The following is a 16,985-nucleotide window of genomic DNA, read 5'->3' as shown; positions in this document are numbered from 1 at the left end:
AGAGAAGTGGGATTAAGCAAGTTTCGCTTTGATTTTAGCGGAGACTTGTGCAGGATCGGCGCGCCCGGCTATGAGCGGACGCAGAGAATTCATCACCTTACCCATATCTTTCATGCTAGTAGCTTCTTGCGCTGCAATAGTTTGCGCAATGATGGAATCAAGTTCTTCCTCAGTCATAGCTTCTGGTAGAAATTGAGATAATACCTCAACTTCGGCTTGTTCCTTACTAGCTAAATCTTCTCGACCAGCACCTTCAAAGGCCTTGATCGATTCTTTACGTTGTTTAATTTGCTTTTCAATGACCGCAAGAACTTGAGCGTCGTCAAGTTCTTTGCGCTCATCGACTTCGATTTGCTTAATTGCCGCCTGTAGACCACGTATGACCGTTAACTTGGACATTTCTTTAGCACGCATTGTTGCTTTTAAAACATCGGTGATTTGGTCTTTTAAAGTCGTCATTATTTAATCCAGGCAGTCAATCACAAATTAATCTTAGTAAAGGCGAGTCGTACGTACTGATTCACGCGCCAATTTCTTTTGGTAGCGTTTAACAGCAGCAGCTTTTTTGCGCTTACGTTCTTGAGTTGGTTTCTCGTAGAATTCACGCTTACGTACGTCAGCTAGAACACCCGCTTTTTCGCATGAACGTTTGAAACGACGGATAGCTACGTCTACTGGTTCGCCTTCTTTCAATTTAACTTGTGGCATGAAGAATCCTCATTAAGTTATGGATAAGATCGCAGGCCGAATGCCTGTGATCACAAGTGAAGGTCAGTATTTTACTCATTTACATCTCATACCACAAGCATATAATAGTGACTGCAATAGAATTGATACAGGTTATAGGCAGTTTAATGATCGTTTTAGGCTTGGAAACGTCGTGTGATGAAACAGGACTTGCGCTGTATGACAGCGAGTTGGGTTTGCGCGGACAGGTGCTTTATAGCCAGATTAAACTGCATGCAGAATATGGCGGTGTAGTTCCAGAGCTGGCGTCACGTGATCATGTACGTAAACTGATTCCACTCATGAATGAGTTGTTGGAGCAGACTGGCGTCAAAAAATCTGAAATTGACGCGATTGCATATACGCGCGGACCGGGATTGATGGGCGCATTAATGACAGGTGCTTTATTTGGTCGAACTTTGGCCTTTGCACTGAATAAGCCGGCAATTGGTGTGCATCATATGGAAGGGCATATGCTCGCGCCATTGTTGTCTGCAACCCCACCAGAATTTCCGTTCGTGGCGTTGTTGGTATCAGGTGGGCATTCTCAGCTTATGGCAGCCTATGGTATTGGCCAGTATGAATTGCTGGGAGAGTCGATTGATGATGCAGCCGGAGAAGCTTTTGATAAAGTGGCGAAAATGATGGGGCTGCCTTACCCAGGTGGGCCTAATATTTCAAGACTGGCTGAACAGGGTGACCCCAACGCTTTTGCATTCCCGCGCCCCATGTTGCATCAAGGTCTGGAATTTTCATTTAGCGGTTTAAAAACTGCGGTTTCGGTACAGATGAAAAAATTGGGCGATGAAAACCGTGATGCCGACATTGCCGCAAGTTTTCAGGAAGCGATTGTCGATACCTTAGTCAAGAAATCGGTCAAAGCACTCAAACAGACAGGTTTAAAACGGTTAGTGATTGCCGGTGGTGTAAGTGCCAATACACGTTTACGTGAACGTCTGGAGGCCGACTTGGCCAAGATTCGTGCATCGGTTTATTATGCAGAGCCAGCACTTTGTACTGACAACGGAGCCATGATTGCCTTTGCCGGTTATCAGCGTTTAAAGGCAGGGCAACAAGATGGGTTGGCTGTGACTACCACACCACGCTGGCCAATGACGGAATTGACTAATCCGGCAGAAGCCTGAATTTCAGTTTAAAAAAGGGGCTTTGGCCTCTTTTTTATTATTGATTTTTAAATACAAACTTAGGCAAGGATGTGTTATGAATCTTTATTTTTTTATAGTGCTTATACGATAAATACATTCTATTAAAAGCATAAAAATAGTTTAATACTTCCAACTTTACATCACTTATATTTTGAAAAGTGTGGAACAGAGGCGAGGTCGGATGGAAAATATAAATTTCAAAAGTTTTCAGGAGGCTGGTCAGGCAGTATTGCAATTTCTGCATCAGCATTTTGGCTTTAATTTATGGATGATCACCCGAGTAGAAGGTAAAGACTGGATCGTGCTGCAAAGTGAAGATCATGGCTATAATGTACAGCCTGGACAGGTTTTTCAATGGGCTGACTCTTTCTGTTCTCATATGGTGGCGGGTAAGGCACCCAAAATTGCCCCGCGCTCTGAAGATATTCCGCTCTATGCAACCGCGCCAATTAACCAGCTGGTGAAGATCAAGTCTTATGTCGGTCTGCCTCTACTCAATGAAGATGGCAGTCTGTTTGGAACATTATGTGCAATTGATCCTGAAAGCCAGTCTGAAGCCATTGTTCAGGATATGGAGATGGTGGAGTTGTTGGGGCAATTGCTAAGTTTGATCTTGCAGGCAGAACTACGCCAAATAGAGCAGGTCAGACAGCATGAATTATTACAGGAAGAAGCCAGTAAAGATGAGCTCACTGGCCTATATAACCGGCGTGCCTGGGATAAACTGCTACGTGCAGAAGAAGAGCGTTGCAAACAGTATGGTCATCCTGCCGCTGTATTATTTATTGACCTGAATGATTTAAAAAAGATAAATGATAGTTTAGGTCATGAACAAGGTGATACGCTGATTAAAAATGCGGCTCAAGTGCTGCGCGACAATGTGCGCATGAATGATATTGTCGCCCGTTTGGGAGGTGATGAATTTGTGATTCTCAGCCTGGAAAATGATGAAACTGCCACTAAAAGTCTGCTCGACCGCTTAGTTGATGCCTTTGCAGAAGCCAATATTGGAGCAGCGATTGGTATGGCGATGCGTCATCCAACCCATGGTTTACATGAAGCGCTCGCACAGGCAGATAAAAACATGTTTGTGTATAAACGGCAGAAAAAATCCAGTCAATCATAGCTAAAGCTTAAATCATTTAAGCTACCAGTATCGTGCAAATAGCTCAGCTATTCATCTCGTCAGAGTACTGATTTTTATATACTGAAACCCGTGTTTTAGGATATCAGTTTACTTATTTCACTCTTAGATTCGCATTTAAAGTAAGTCATCATTGAGTCATGACGAAGACGTTTCGATGCAGTTTTAACTTTATCATTACAAATTCTATAAATATTGTTGCAAAGTAACATTACACAATTTTCAGCAACATTAGATGGTTGAAAGGTCATTCTCATCAGGCATACAAAGAAAATGAGCCTTGAATTTGTCATGATAAATGTCGTTTGAAATGTACATTAAAATTACAGAACCAGAAATTTCTTTGTTTAAAGATAGAACACGATCCAATGGATCAGAAGGCTGTCAAAAAACAATATTACCGGCAGCTATAAAGTTTTAACTGTCCAGTATGGATGGGCAAATCTTTAATTTCACCAAATAAAAATGCAAAGAAATTTCAGGGAATAAATTTTATGAAAAAGCCGATTTCTCTTTTCGGACTCGCTCTGGTCTCGGGTTTACTCAGCGCATGTGGCGGTGGAGGCAGCAGCAATTCGGATCGTCCTTTAGTGAGTATTCCTCCAAACGTACCTGAAGAAACGATTTCTCCTGAACTTTCAGAAGAGTTCGTTCCTTTTGAAGATCAGGACATCATAGACAGAATTCGCGACAAAATTTCTGGAAATACCAGTAATGATACCGACTATAACGTTGCGCTTGGTCATATGATTGCAGAGGTGTTTGCTGATTATCCTTATGGACGCACCGGACGTATCGTCAAGATCTATAATCTGGGCATAAACAGTATCAAATATCCGAATGCGCTATGTTCAGAGGTAAATACCGCAGCTAGCGTCAAGACCCTAACATTAAAAGACAATAAAGAAAATTGTGTTGTTCTCGATAAGACCTATCGTAAAGGTTCGAGCATTACTCAGCGCGTAAATGGTGACACTACCACTTTAACTTTTACCAATGTCCGCTATGGCTCAAATGTGGATTTTAATCTTAAGGATGATTATCTGATTTCTGGCACAATTGTGCATCGCAAAAGCAAAGATGCATCTGGTGCGTCCGAGTCTTATCAAATTGATCAGTTAGAATTCCAGCGTGTCGCTGAAACCGCTCAGGCCGGTGCTTCGGGTGCGGAATTTAATAGCAAGAGCAAAGAATATCTGCAAGTGCGTAATTATCATTACAGTCTGGTCGATGATTATGGCAGCGGCAGCAATGGTATTCGTACCTTAAGCAGTCGCGGCACCATTATTGGCCAGCCTGATCTGGCCGATTATCGTTACAGTTTTGATTTTAATACCACGACACCATTCAAGATGGATGAAACCGTATTAAATAACTATAAGCATTTACCAAAAGAGGGCGTGCTTAAAATTACTGACCGTTATGATCAGGTGATTGAAGTGAAACAGCAGCAGCCTGAATCATTAAAGGCCACCGTTTATTTTAATGGTGACGAGATTGATGATCTGCTCTGGTCTACCATTATCGGCAATAAAAACTAAGATTATGTTGAGTCAAAAGCTCCGTCAGTACGGAGCTTTTTTATTTTTAATCCTAGGATATTTGTTATAAGACCATTTAAATAATCGGGCTAATAAATCAGGTAACTGTGGCATCCAATAACAATTCAGCAGGATAAACGGCCTGCCATGACGTTTTAAACTGTTTATGTACTTGATCAATCGGGAAAGTACTGAATTTTGCAATATTTTGCGCCTTTTGAATATTGTCGGCGCGCATATAGGCAATCAGGTAATCCTGTCCATGAAGTTGCAGATAGAACCAGGACTCAACATGAACCTGTTCAGCCTTAAGCGTCTCCATCACCTCGTCTTGACGCGCTTTTAAAGTGCGCTGCATGTGTAAGTGCTTAAGTTGAATGAGTACTGCATCGACATCCATGATTTTTATTTTCTTGATTGATCTGGTTTTTATATAAACGATTTGTATAAAAAAGCGACCTAAACCGGTCGCTTTCAAGCTTTTTAAGAGGCATTTAGTTGGGTTGACCCAATCCAGTATTTGGAAAACTGATAGGCAGCGCGTCCGGAACGTTGGCCACGTGCCTGACACCAGCGTAAGGCCTCTGCACGGGCTACTGCTGTCAATTCCATGTCTGCCTTTTTAAGATAATGTTCTACAATTTCCAGATACAGGTTCTGATCCATCGGGTAGAAAGACAGCCACAATCCAAAACGGTCAGATAGCGAGATTTTCTCTTCAATCGCCTCTTGAGGATGCAACTCGGTATATTGCGGAACATCGACCCGGGTGACCGGGGTATTTTCATGCATGAATTCCGGCAGTAAATGACGGCGGTTACTGGTCGCATAAATCACAAAATTACTCGAACCCGATTGTAATGAACCATCTAATACACTTTTTAAACTACGATAATTTTCATCTTCTGCATTGAAGGCTAGATCATCGCAATAGACAATAAACTTTTCCGGACGCTCTGCAATCAGTTTTTGAATCTCGGGAAGTTCTGACAAATCATCACGTTCGATTTCAATCAGACGTAAACCTTGATCTGCATATTCGGTTAGCAGGGCACGAACAATGGAAGACTTGCCCGTACCACGTGAACCCGTCAACAACACATCATTGGCAGGCAAGCCATTCAGGAACTGCAAGGTATTCTGGATGACTTTTTCTTTTTGTCGCTCAATCCCTTTTAAATCAGCCAGCTCCATCTGTCTAAGCTGATGAATCGGTTTGAGTTCGCTATTTTGCCATTTATAGGCATGGGCAGAAAAATCAGGAGCATGTTTTAGCTCGGGCAGACTTTGCTGAAGTTGCAACAGAACAGTCGAAAGGGTATTCAAGATATTGTCAGCTAACTCAATTTTCGCCATGATCTCAGCATTACAGATTTAAAATTATGTCTAGAATACTATCACCCTAAAATTCACAGTCAAAGCCTGAAAAGTGTGATAATTTGCTTAAAGCAGAGAATTTTCGCTATTGTTGTCAAGAACAGATCGGTGCATATTTTCTACTCCGTGCAAGATGAATGAAAAATACAATATAGGGAAGAAGGCAGATGCTGTTTAAAGATTTTACTCAGGACATTAATCCACATCAGGCCTATCGTATTAAAAAGCTCAAGCAGCAGCTGCAACAGGCTGAATCTTATGAGGAATGGAAATATATTGCGCTAAAAATAGATGAGGAATCCGGGGCACAGGAGTGGAAATTCGACAATAGCTCTCCTTATTTTGATGCAGAGGTAATTGCGCATCGTTTGGGTAAATTAAGACGCTATAGACAACAAAAACGTACCCGCGACCTGATGTATATCCTGCGTGAAGGCTTGAGTTACGATATTGCCAATATCGCACATCCTTTATTGTTCACCGAAGCCTATGTTGGTACCAAAACAATTATTGAAGATTATGTGGAGCAAGTTAGCCAGGGGTTGGCCCATATTGCTTCGACAGATTGTGTTTGTTTGAATATTGAAGAAAAAATTGAATTCTTTAAAGGCTGTCAGCGTGCGTATGGGCAGCCAGCCCTGATGTTTTCAGGTGGCTCGACCTTGGGGTTGTTTCATACTGGCGTCTGCAAGGCCCTCATGGAGCAGGATTTGTTGCCGAAGGTGATGTCGGGTTCCAGTGCTGGTGCCATCATGACTGCCATGCTGGGTGTATCCAAGCCTTCGCAGTATGTCGATCTCTTGAAAGGGCATAATTTCTTTCATGAAGCTTTTCATTTTCGGACCATGAGTGAATTGCTGAAAGGCAATGGCGGTCTGGCAGATGTCAAATATCTGAAAAAGTTTCTGGTCGAAAATTTAGGCGATCTGACCTTTGAGGAAGCACTAAAAACCTCGGGTCTGCATATCAATATTGCGGTTGCACCTTATGATTCAGCACAGGATGCCCGTATTTTAAATGCCTATACCTCTCCAGATGTATTGGTCTGGAGTGCGGTATTGGCTTCCTGTGCCGTTCCTATTTTATTTCCACCGGTACGCCTGACCAGTAAACGTTATGATGGTCAATATACCCCTTATATGGGGGCAACCCGCTGGGTGGATGGCAGTGTGCGTAGTGATTTTCCTCAGGAGAAAATGTCCCGGCTGTACAATATCAATTACACCATCGCCAGTCAGGTAAATCCGCATATCGTGCCCTTTATGCAAGATGATATTTCACGTTTCCGTAAAGGCACTTTAAGCTGGCCACAACGCATTGTCCGTCGGCAGGGCGCAGTGATTACCAAAGGGGTGATGGATTTTGCCCGGGAACATGCCGGAAGCTTGCCACCTGTACGCCGTATCCTCGATCATGGTTATGGGGTGGTTGATCAGCGGTATTATGGTGATGTGAATATTGTCGGTAAATATAGTCTGCGTCACTATAGTTATATGTTGCAAAATCCGCGGCCTTATCTGTTTAAAATCTTGCAGCGCGAAGGGGAGCGGGCCACTTGGCCAAAAATCTCCTTAATCGAGACGCAGGAACGGGTGGGGAAAACTATTCAGCATTGTCTGGAGCTGTTAAATTATCAGCATACTGCTGAGCCAAAGCCTGAATATATTGCAACGACTTAATTTACAGCCTCTTGATACTTATGATTTTCAGCTACGCACCAAAACCCGCAGTCTAGGTTTTGGCCGGCGCCTGTATTATGCGGCAGGACAGCCGGCAGTTTGGCTAAAAACTCAAGTATCAAACAAATCCGATTTTTCAATATCGTCTCCGCATGCAGAACTGGGCTGGCAGCGCGAGCTGGATTTTTATCGGACCTATGCTGATTCCAATTATCTGAATTTTTTTCTTCCACATCAAATCGTTCAACAGCCTGTCAAAATCAATTATGAGCAATTTGAACAGGCTTTGATTCTGGTCGATGCACCTGAACATTTTCAGGTCATGCCATCGCAACTTTCTGTAGCCCAAATCCGGCAGCATTTACTGCAAGCGCTAGAGCCTTTGATCTGTCTGCAAAAACTGGGCTATTTACATGCCGATTTAAAGCGCGAGCATTTTGTTGATGATCAGGGCAGGGTCTGTCTGCTTGATTTTGAACAGGTTCAGGATCAGCTTGACGTTCATAAGCTTGATGCGACACCACGTTACATGGCGCCGGAACTTTTTCAGGGTCAGGCCAAAAGCTTGCATAGCGAAGTCTATGCATTGGGTGTCATTTTCTATGAATGGCTGAGTGGACAACGTCTGCAGGCAACTGACTATCTGGATTGGGCATTTTTGCATTGTCAGCGACTCCAGGTGGAGTTACCTGAGCAATTTCAGGTTTTTGAAGGGCTGTTGAAACGGATGCTAGGCAAGCAAAGCGAAAATAGACTGGCTGACTTTAAAGCGGTTCAACACTACTTAGTGACTGAAATTGAATGAGAAAAATACAAGAATACCAAGATTGTTTTTTATTTAATCAAACGAGTGTTTTTTTATGATAAACGGCTTGTCATGCGGAAATGATCTCTATAATATACACAGCCATCGGGGACGTGGCGAAATTGGTAGACGCACTGGATTTAGGTTCCAGCGCCGCGAGGTGTGAGAGTTCGAGTCTCTCCGTCCCCACCAATTTACTTAAGCAATTAAGTAAAATGGCCGAGTAGAGGATTGGTGTAATGGTAGCATGACGGTCTCCAAAACCGTTCGTCAAGGTTCGAATCCTTGATCCTCTGCCAAAGTTTAAAAAAATCCAACGCTAAGTTGGTACCCTGATGGGGACGTGGCGAAATTGGTAGACGCACTGGATTTAGGTTCCAGCGCCGCGAGGTGTGAGAGTTCGAGTCTCTCCGTCCCCACCATCATATTAAAGCAAGGCTTGATGCCTTGCTTTTTTATTGCCTGAAATTTAAGGTCAGCTTTTCTAGGTACAAGATTTTTGCTGTCATGGTTGATGCGCATCAATAGATATCTTTCATAAATTAAAAAATGATTGTTATATTTATATTTAACGGATAATGAAAGTTCCTTCTCCCTCTGGGATGAGAACTATTGCTTGGCAATAGGATGAGGGTAATTAATTCTTAGACATCACTCAACGTTTGAACCATCACCCGAGAAAAAGACTCGGCTTTAAAAGTTCGAGTTGGGTGGTATGGCAACAACATGGTGTTGCAGTTCAAATGTTAATCTAAGGACTAAAAAATGATTTATGCATGAATGCTAATGCATTCGGCGTTTAAGTCATTCCGTGAATAATCAGGCAAGGGCAAGGCTTTGCTAGATTTCATTATCTTCCATGCCATCATTCATACGATCTGAGAATTCAATCATCTAAATGTCCCTGTGGCTAAGTCATATTGTGCCTCTTGATATTATCTGTATGGGGTTTAATTGAATAATATGAATCTAAATAGAATGATATTTATTCAATTGCGCATTAACTGCTTAAATTTTGACATAAAAGTATTTGTCAGCTACAGAATTGCTTGTACATCCGCTCTGATCGCTATAATATACACAGCCATGGGGATATGGCGGAATTGGTAGACGCACTGTGTTCAGGTCGCAGCGCCTTCTGGGCGTGAGAGTTCGAGTCTCTCTATCCCCACCATAATATTGAAGCAAGGCAAATGCCTTGCTTTTTTATTGCCTGGAATTTGGTCAAGCATTGTATTGATCTGACCTTATTTTGTTTGTCTAGATTCGCTGGGACAGAATCTATAACAAACAGACTTGCATCCGTTTAACTATCAAAGCAAGCAGAGAGTGTTTTAGCTGCACTGTGCTGCTATTCATCAATAAAGCTGCAGCTTTTGAAAAACAGCAGATGCATGCTTCTGTTTGAAAATCAGTCAAATTGCGCTGATGAGTTTTATCAAAACTAATAAAATAGCATTAACTGTTTAATTTCTAGCGGAATAGCGTGTGATTGCTGGTAAAATCGCTTGTCAATGACGGTCGTTCTCTATAATATACACAGCCATCGGGGACGTGGCGAAATTGGTAGACGCACTGGATTTAGGTTCCAGCGCCGCGAGGTGTGAGAGTTCGAGTCTCTCCGTCCCCACCAATTTACTTAAGCAATTAAGTAAAATGGCCGAGTAGAGGATTGGTGTAATGGTAGCATGACGGTCTCCAAAACCGTTCGTCAAGGTTCGAATCCTTGATCCTCTGCCAAAGTTTGAAAAAAATCCAACACTAAGTTGGTACCCTGATGGGGACGTGGCGAAATTGGTAGACGCACTGGATTTAGGTTCCAGCGCCGCGAGGTGTGAGAGTTCGAGTCTCTCCGTCCCCACCATCATATTAAAGCAAGGCGAATGCCTTGCTTTTTTATTGCCTGAAATTTCATAAAAAAAGCCCATCGAAATGGGCTAAAGAATAGGCGAATAGAGTTGCTGAATCAGTGGAATAATTTATTTACTTTTCTGGTTGGATATCGGCTGAATCAGGCTTTTAAATGATCTTCAAATTCCTCACCGAGCTGGATTGCGAGTGCATTGCCTGCCAGGTCGCAGGTGACCAGACCATATTCTTTCTTGAAACTAAAACTAAATCCACGATCATCAGCCAAGGTACGTACTGAATATCCCAATTTTTCTAACCATAGTCGAAATGCAATCAGATTTTTAGCTTTAACCACTTTTTTCACGAGATTACTCCTTCATCATTGTTCTATCTTAAATAAGGGTGAAAAATTTTGTTTTAAAGGGCTAATACCAATATTTGAATTAATTTAATTTAATTTGAATATTTAGTGAACATGCTGTGATCAACAAAAAAGCAATTTATGACTTAAGTTTATGATTTTAATCATATTGAATAGGTTGTAACTAAATATTAAGTTTTTATAAGATATAAATAAGTATAATTATTTTTATAATTCAATTGCTTACAATAAAATAAAGCCATTTTTAGCTTTATAAATAAGATGAAAAGTGAAGATTTTAGATAAAAGAACATTGAAAAGATTTAAATTTAATCGACTCAGCCATTGCCAGAATACTGGCTGTTGCTTTTCTGATCTCTGGCCCGGTTTGCATGCTTTATACTGTTAAAAATATCATTTTCAGATTGAAGATTCGCAGCATGACTGAATTCAATATTGAACACTATGTAAATCAGCAAGTCGAATTGATGCAGCAGCAAGGACTGCATCCGGTTGCTGTCATGATGGGACATGAAGACTGGTTAAACTTTACCGTACAGTCCAAAGTAGCCTATACGCCTTTTGGCAGTGCGCGTCGTTATCAACCGGCCTTAGCTGACTTGCTGCTGGTACGTATTGATGAAATGCAGGCCGTGCGTGTCGTTACTCAGGGCGAACTGGATGCTTATGCGCAAAGCAACCAGATTCTTTAATATGGTTTATTGGAACTGAACTGGATTTAAAACTGATCTTTCAGGGTTCTTAAGCGTTGAAACTCTTCTACACTGTCCGCGCGCAAGAAAGGGTTGGTTTGCAATTCATCTTCAATACTGCTTGGCAGGGTACACTTACCTAACATACGCAAACGTTCAACATGCTCAAAACGCTCCAGAATCGCCTGATTGTCCGGTTCGACATGCTTGGCAAACTGGGCATTCGACAGGGTGTATTCATGCGTACAATAAACCTGGGTGCGTGGTGGCAAAGCAGCCAGACGTGACAAGGAATGGTACATTTGTGAATAGGTGCCTTCAAATACCCGGCCACAACCCATGGCAAATAGAGTATCGCCGCAGAACAGCACATCGATTGCATCAATAAAATAAACGATATGACCTAATGTATGACCAGGTACAGCGATGACTTGAACCTCCACGCCATGAAAGCTGAACTGTTCTTCATGCTCAAGCGGATGGGTGATAAACGGGATTTTGCTCAGTTCTGCACGTGGGCCATAAACAGGCAGGTTTTGCCCCTGAATTAAGCCAGGTACACCGCCAATATGGTCTTTATGCCAGTGTGTCAGCCAGATTTGACTCAAGATTAAATTGTGTTTGGCACAATAATCCTGCACCAATCCGGCTTCGGTCGGGTCAATGACTGCGACCTGATGAGAAACAGTATGTTCAAGTAACCAGATATAATTTTGTAGCGAGTTTTGAACATCAATACAGTGAATTTTAAAAGGCATCATCGCGCATCAAACCAAATAGAGATTAAAGATAAAGTAGCATAATTTCAGAGGCTCGGGGACTTGCAGATATGCTCTGTTCATCCGCGATTCTTTTCATTTATGCTTCTGGATCATCAACGCTCACCGCATTGCCAATGGTATAAAAATGTCCACCGGCGACATGGTGAATGCTTTTCCATTCTTCCGCCACTTCATGATAATGCCAGTGACCGTCGCGGAACACCCGATCATCGGCATAGGCGGCAATCACCTTGCCAATAAACAGGTCGTGCGTCTGCTGGTTATGTGGCTCGGAAATCAGTTCACAAAGGATCCAGGCTGCACAGCCTTGTACTACAGGAATATCAGCATCAGGAAAATGAAATAGTTCCACTCCGGATTGTGCCAGTTTTTCCGGGACATCATGCAGGCTCTGTGTACCCAGTTTATAAACCATGTTCAGCTGTTTCAGCGTGGGAATTTGCAGGGCAAAATAACCTGAATTTTCAATAATAGTTCGGGTTTTGGTACTTTTATCCAGAACCACAGTCACTTTGGCAGGGTTGAACTCCAGGGCACATGCCCAGGCTGCTGCCATGACATCAGTATCCTGCTGATCCTGAGCAGACACCAGCACAGTGGGGCCATGGGTAATCAGGCGATAGGCTTTTTCTAAAGGAACGCTTTGAATATGGGAGTTTGTCATGCAGTACCATTTACGCTAATTATTTCACAGCCTAGATTAGGGGCTGTTGAAACTTCATCTATGTTTGCGACTAAGCGTATTTTTGGAGGATACTAGGCGTGAAATACAAAATTTAGTCATTCTAAATGCGTAGTTCACAACGACGTAGTATCAAAAAATACTCTAGTCCCGAAGGGTTGTGGTTAAAATTATCTCCAACTGCGTCATGAAATTTAAAAATGGAACCACCATTTTTGCATTTCCTTCCTTGTTTGCTCAATTTTAGCCTACAACGCAAGCCATTTATGAAATATCAACAGCCCCTGATGAGATCATTAACATATTCAAGTTCATTCTTGCAAAAAAGCTTTTAAACTAGAGATTGTTAGATTCAGGAATGCAAAAAATGAAAATGTACCAGGTCGATGCCTTTGCTACGGAACTGTTTAAAGGCAATCCCGCAGCCGTGATTGTACTGGATGACTGGCTTGAAGATGGCCTGATGCAAAATATCGCACTGGAAAATAATCTCTCTGAAACGGCCTTTGTTAAAGTTATTGATAGCGAAAATTATGCCATTCGCTGGTTTACCCCGACCAAAGAGGTCGATTTTTGTGGTCATGCGACATTAGCGAGCAGCTTCGTACTTTTCAATCAATTTGGTACGGCAAAAACGATTCGATTTCATGTGAAAGATCTGGGTATATTTGTGGTCCATCAGGATGCGGATGGTAAGATCAGAATGAATTTTCCAATCCGCCGTGCAGTAGCCGTTACAGAATATCCAGCAGCTTTAAGACAGGCATTAAGCAAACCGTTCAAGCAGGTATATCTGAATGCACAAGCCTATATTGTTGAATATGAATCGGTACAGGATGTACTGGATGAAACCCCTGATTTTGAACTGTTAAAACAGTTAAATGGCAAGCGTGCTGCGATTACGGCTCAAGCGACTTTACTGGATGTCGCAATTACCTCGCAAGATACACAATATGACTGTATTTCACGTTATTTTGCTCCGAGTAATGGCATCAATGAAGATCCGGTCACAGGTTCTATTCATACCGGAATTGCACCGCTTTGGGCAGAAAAACTCGGTAAAAATGAACTGGTCGCTTATCAGGCATCTGCGCGTGGTGGCGTACTGTATTGTGCCTTGCAAGATCAGGAACGAATTGAAATTTCGGGTTATGGTAAGTTATATATGCAGGCTGAACTTTATCTTTAATTACAAAGAAATGCATGTCGTCAGGAAAGGCGGCATGTTATTTTAAGGATTCCGCTTGGAAAAGACTATTCAGAATAAGAATCATTCTCTAGAATGAACGCGGATAAAAATTTACATTTAGAATTTGGATGAATAATGTTGGTATGTTATAAAAATTTAAGCCTGGCTATTTTGTTGTCTGGTTGTAGTGCGCTGAGTTTTGCACAACCTGTTTTAGTGAAAACTGAACAAAATATAGAAGAATATCGTCTTGATAATGGGTTGCGAATTATCCTGGCACCCAATGATAAAGAAAATAAAATTTTTATGAATACAGTGTACTTGACCGGTTCACTGAATGATCCTCAGGGCAAGGGTGGACTGGCACATCTGCTGGAACATCTGGCTTTTAAAGGTACTGAAAATGTCAAAGGTGACGAGTTTCAGCGTCGGCTCGATCAATATACCTTAATGACCAATGCCAGTACTGATTATTATTCTACCAAATATACCAATGTCATTCGTCCTGAAAAAACTGCGCTCAATGAAGTGATTTTTCTTGAAGCGGAGCGTATGGATCAACTGGTTCTGCAGGAAAAATATGTACCGACAGAAATTGATATTGTAAAACGCGAACGTGAAATCCGTCTGGATCAGCCATTTTCAGTACTCATGGATCAGATCTTCAAGTCGGCGTATGGCAATCAGTATCTGGGCCGGTTACCGATTGGGGATCTGAACGAGCTGCAATCCATCAATATGCAGGAATTGAATCAGTTTTACCGTAGCTGGTATGCGCCGAATAATGCCTTTATGGTGATTTCAGGTAAGTTTGATAAGACAGAAGTATTAAAGCAGATTGATACCCATTTCAGCCCGATTCAGTCACGCAGTGTACCGGCGCAAGTGAAAGTTCCAGCTTTAAAACCCGAGCAGATTCAACAGCGTGAATTTACCGTACAAAAGGGCAGTGATCTGGCCAAATTCAATATTTATCTGAATGGCCCGGATGAAAAGGTCAAGACGGCTTTGGCTGTCTCGCCGACGCTTTATACTTTGCAACCCAGCGGGCACTTATATCAGAGCATGGTGGAAAGTGGAAAATCGACCATGGTGCAATCCAGTACCTGGTTAGATAAAGACTTTAATCTGGTGTTTATGGGTGCAATCTATGCCCCCAATCATCAGGCAAAAACAGTGGAACAGGGCTTAATTCAAGGGGTGGAACAGAGCCAGCCATTTACCGAGGCTGAATTAAACCGAGTCAAAAATTTGACCCGAAATCAGGCTGACAATATTAAAAATAGCGCGACTGCCTTAGGTTCACGTTTAAGCGATTATGCCGTGGCTTATTCGGGTGACTGGAGCCAGTACTTTAAAGATCTGAACGCGATTCAAAACCTGAATGTGAGTCAGGTCAATCAGGTCTATAAGAGCTTTTTAAAACCTGAGCATCGTATTTCCGGCAATATTTTACCAACACCGGAAGATCAGAAAAAAGCAGCACAGGAACTTACCCAGACTGAAGTCCCGAAAAAAACACTCGATCAACAGGCTGAGCTAGAAGAACCACTCAAAGATGTCAGTGTCTATCAGGCCGAAGTAAAACAGTATGTAGCGCAATCCAAGCAGTATCTGTATGCCAAGGATAAGCAGATCCAGCGTGGCAAGTTAAAAAATGGCATTAAATACGCGCTGTTCCCAACCAGCACCCGCGACGACAAAGTTTATGCCACGATTTCTCTGGATTTCGGGACTGCTCAAAGTCTGATGAATAAAGGCGAGATTCTGGATCTGACCGCATATTTAATGCTGCGCTCATCGGAAAGCCAAAGCTTGCAGCAGATTGCCGACAAGATTATTGAGGTCGGTGGTTCAGCGACTGCCAGTGCATCCGGCAATGGTCTGAGCATACAGATCAGTGCCAAAAAAGAGAAATTTGCAGAATTTTTTCAGTACGTGGTCGATGTACTGAAAAAGCCCGCATTTGAGCAAAGCCAGTTTGATTTGATCAAGGGCCAGACCTTGTCCAGTCTGGATCGCCCTTATACCGAGCCAGATACGGTGTCGAGTCTCGCCATGGCGCGCACCATCGAAGTGTACCAGCCCGGTGATATTCGTTTCCATTTTGAACCTGAGCTGGCCACCCAGCAGTTTAAAGCAGCCACTCGTGAGCAAGTGGTCGCTTTATATCAGCAGTTCGTGAAAACGCATCATGCCCAAATCGCAGTAACTGGTGAGTTTCAGCCAAAATCCATGCAAAAAATGCTGAAAAATAGTTTTGCAGACTGGAAAGCTCCCCAGCCTTATGAACGTCTGAAATCGGAATATCGAAGCTATCCGGCCCAGAAAATTCATGCCTTGTCTGAGCAACGTGAGTTTGGCAGTTATCAGGCATTTATGAGCATGCCGGTCGGTGCCGATCATGCCGATGCACCTGCATTGCAGGTATTCCGACATATTCTGGGCGATTCACAGCTGTCGTCACGACTGGCACAAGAGCTACGCGAGAAAAATGCACTGGTCTATGGTTTTAGTGCAGATGTGCAACTCGATAAATGGGAAGATGTCGGTGCCTTGATGATTAGTGCCAATTATACTGCGGGTAAATCTGCACAGGTCTCTCAAACAGTGCATCAGGTACTTAATCAGCTGCTAGCACGTGGTGTAACTGAACAGGAAGTAGAAGCGGCCAAAGCCAGTATTTTGAAAAAACGTGTCAATGTTCTGGAGGATGATCGCCTTATTCACAGTATGTTGATTCCTCAACTGGAAAAAGACCGTAATCTGGTTTACCGGGAAAAACGTGATCAGGCGATTGCTAAACTGAGTAAAGCTGATATTGATGCGATGATTAAAAAATATATCAAGCTGGATCAGCTGATTGAAGTGATGGCCGATCAGTATGGCAAAGAAGTGAAAAAATCATAGAATTGCTCTACATTAAAAAAGTCCTCCTTTAAGGGGGACTTTTTAGTTCTGATGATTAT

At 42.5% G+C, this 16,985-nt stretch carries 15 protein-coding genes and 7 tRNA genes; 15 read left to right on the top strand and 7 right to left on the bottom strand.

What is annotated here, in order from left to right; translation table 11 throughout:
• Positions 1-12: 12 nt before the first annotated feature.
• Both AC3IT7_RS08690 and rpsU read right to left on the bottom strand, forming a co-directional pair.
• Positions 13-459, bottom strand: a complete 447-nt coding sequence (locus AC3IT7_RS08690; RefSeq protein WP_489248168.1) for a GatB/YqeY domain-containing protein — start codon at positions 457-459, stop codon at positions 13-15.
• A 33-nt stretch (positions 460-492) separates the two neighbouring features.
• Entirely contained in the window at positions 493-708 is a 216-nt protein-coding gene (gene rpsU, locus AC3IT7_RS08685; RefSeq protein WP_001136722.1) for a 30S ribosomal protein S21, read from the bottom strand.
• Between the two features lie 146 nt (positions 709-854).
• Here rpsU and tsaD point away from each other — a divergent pair, with 146 nt between their 5' ends.
• The 3 genes from tsaD to AC3IT7_RS08670 all read left to right on the top strand — a co-directional run bounded on the left by tsaD (position 855) and on the right by AC3IT7_RS08670 (position 4,577).
• Positions 855-1,871 carry a tRNA (adenosine(37)-N6)-threonylcarbamoyltransferase complex transferase subunit TsaD gene (tsaD, locus tag AC3IT7_RS08680; protein ID WP_489248167.1) on the top strand — a complete coding sequence of 339 codons (1,017 nt, stop codon included), beginning with the start codon at positions 855-857 and terminating at the stop codon, positions 1,869-1,871.
• A 202-nt stretch (positions 1,872-2,073) separates the two neighbouring features.
• Positions 2,074-3,018, top strand: coding sequence for a sensor domain-containing diguanylate cyclase (locus tag AC3IT7_RS08675; protein WP_489248166.1), 945 nt, complete (start codon positions 2,074-2,076; stop codon positions 3,016-3,018).
• A gap of 512 nt (positions 3,019-3,530) precedes the next feature.
• On the top strand, positions 3,531-4,577 hold the full coding sequence (locus AC3IT7_RS08670) for a hypothetical protein (RefSeq protein ID WP_489248165.1): 1,047 nt from the start codon (positions 3,531-3,533) through the stop codon (positions 4,575-4,577).
• Positions 4,578-4,674: 97 nt separating this feature from the next.
• On the opposite strand, the gene AC3IT7_RS08665 is transcribed toward AC3IT7_RS08670, so the two are convergent.
• Positions 4,675-5,094 carry a DUF6176 family protein gene (locus AC3IT7_RS08665; RefSeq protein WP_489249996.1) on the bottom strand — a complete coding sequence of 140 codons (420 nt, stop codon included), beginning with the start codon at positions 5,092-5,094 and terminating at the stop codon, positions 4,675-4,677.
• Positions 5,061-5,933: an ATP-binding protein gene (locus AC3IT7_RS08660; RefSeq protein WP_489248164.1), complete on the bottom strand. Its 873-nt coding sequence runs from the start codon at positions 5,931-5,933 to the stop codon at positions 5,061-5,063. The genes AC3IT7_RS08665 and AC3IT7_RS08660 overlap by 34 nt, the downstream gene beginning before the upstream one ends.
• A gap of 188 nt (positions 5,934-6,121) precedes the next feature.
• Here AC3IT7_RS08660 and AC3IT7_RS08655 point away from each other — a divergent pair, with 188 nt between their 5' ends.
• The 9 genes from AC3IT7_RS08655 to AC3IT7_RS08615 all read left to right on the top strand — a co-directional run bounded on the left by AC3IT7_RS08655 (position 6,122) and on the right by AC3IT7_RS08615 (position 10,302).
• Positions 6,122-7,633: a DUF3336 domain-containing protein gene (locus AC3IT7_RS08655; protein ID WP_489248163.1), complete on the top strand. Its 1,512-nt coding sequence runs from the start codon at positions 6,122-6,124 to the stop codon at positions 7,631-7,633.
• On the top strand, positions 7,620-8,438 hold the full coding sequence (locus tag AC3IT7_RS08650) for a protein kinase domain-containing protein (protein WP_489248162.1): 819 nt from the start codon (positions 7,620-7,622) through the stop codon (positions 8,436-8,438). The genes AC3IT7_RS08655 and AC3IT7_RS08650 overlap by 14 nt, the downstream gene beginning before the upstream one ends.
• Before the next feature lie 107 nt (positions 8,439-8,545).
• Positions 8,546-8,630 (top strand) — tRNA-Leu (locus AC3IT7_RS08645).
• Between the two features lie 33 nt (positions 8,631-8,663).
• A tRNA-Trp gene (locus AC3IT7_RS08640) sits at positions 8,664-8,737 on the top strand.
• A gap of 38 nt (positions 8,738-8,775) precedes the next feature.
• Positions 8,776-8,860: transfer RNA gene (locus AC3IT7_RS08635), tRNA-Leu, on the top strand.
• Between the two features lie 666 nt (positions 8,861-9,526).
• Positions 9,527-9,612: transfer RNA gene (locus tag AC3IT7_RS08630), tRNA-Leu, on the top strand.
• Between the two features lie 374 nt (positions 9,613-9,986).
• Positions 9,987-10,071: transfer RNA gene (locus tag AC3IT7_RS08625), tRNA-Leu, on the top strand.
• A gap of 33 nt (positions 10,072-10,104) precedes the next feature.
• Positions 10,105-10,178: transfer RNA gene (locus tag AC3IT7_RS08620), tRNA-Trp, on the top strand.
• 39 nt (positions 10,179-10,217) lie between these two features.
• Positions 10,218-10,302 (top strand) — tRNA-Leu (locus AC3IT7_RS08615).
• A 147-nt stretch (positions 10,303-10,449) separates the two neighbouring features.
• Here the strand turns inward: AC3IT7_RS08615 and AC3IT7_RS08610 are convergent.
• Positions 10,450-10,653, bottom strand: coding sequence for a hypothetical protein (locus AC3IT7_RS08610; protein ID WP_005096596.1), 204 nt, complete (start codon positions 10,651-10,653; stop codon positions 10,450-10,452).
• Positions 10,654-11,090: 437 nt separating this feature from the next.
• Between AC3IT7_RS08610 and AC3IT7_RS08605 the strand changes: the two genes are divergently transcribed.
• The gene (locus tag AC3IT7_RS08605) at positions 11,091-11,363 is read left to right on the top strand and encodes a hypothetical protein (RefSeq protein WP_489248161.1); all 273 of its coding nucleotides are present in this window, start codon (positions 11,091-11,093) and stop codon (positions 11,361-11,363) included.
• A 26-nt stretch (positions 11,364-11,389) separates the two neighbouring features.
• On the opposite strand, the gene gloB is transcribed toward AC3IT7_RS08605, so the two are convergent.
• Both gloB and AC3IT7_RS08595 read right to left on the bottom strand, forming a co-directional pair.
• Complete coding sequence (gloB, locus tag AC3IT7_RS08600) at positions 11,390-12,124, bottom strand: hydroxyacylglutathione hydrolase (protein WP_489248160.1); 735 nt, start codon at positions 12,122-12,124, stop codon at positions 11,390-11,392.
• 97 nt (positions 12,125-12,221) lie between these two features.
• A complete protein-coding gene (locus AC3IT7_RS08595; protein WP_489248159.1) occupies positions 12,222-12,809 on the bottom strand; it encodes a flavin reductase family protein in 588 nt (195 codons plus the stop codon).
• Between the two features lie 385 nt (positions 12,810-13,194).
• Here AC3IT7_RS08595 and AC3IT7_RS08590 point away from each other — a divergent pair, with 385 nt between their 5' ends.
• Both AC3IT7_RS08590 and AC3IT7_RS08585 read left to right on the top strand, forming a co-directional pair.
• Positions 13,195-14,016: a PhzF family phenazine biosynthesis protein gene (locus AC3IT7_RS08590; RefSeq protein ID WP_489248158.1), complete on the top strand. Its 822-nt coding sequence runs from the start codon at positions 13,195-13,197 to the stop codon at positions 14,014-14,016.
• A gap of 135 nt (positions 14,017-14,151) precedes the next feature.
• Entirely contained in the window at positions 14,152-16,926 is a 2,775-nt protein-coding gene (locus AC3IT7_RS08585) for a M16 family metallopeptidase (protein WP_489248157.1), read from the top strand.
• The last annotated feature ends 59 nt before the right edge of the window (positions 16,927-16,985 follow it).

The organism is Acinetobacter sp. KH_038 (assembly GCF_057839405.1).
Note: the sequence above shows the minus strand (reverse complement) of the source record. Positions and strands in the feature narration are given on the sequence as shown.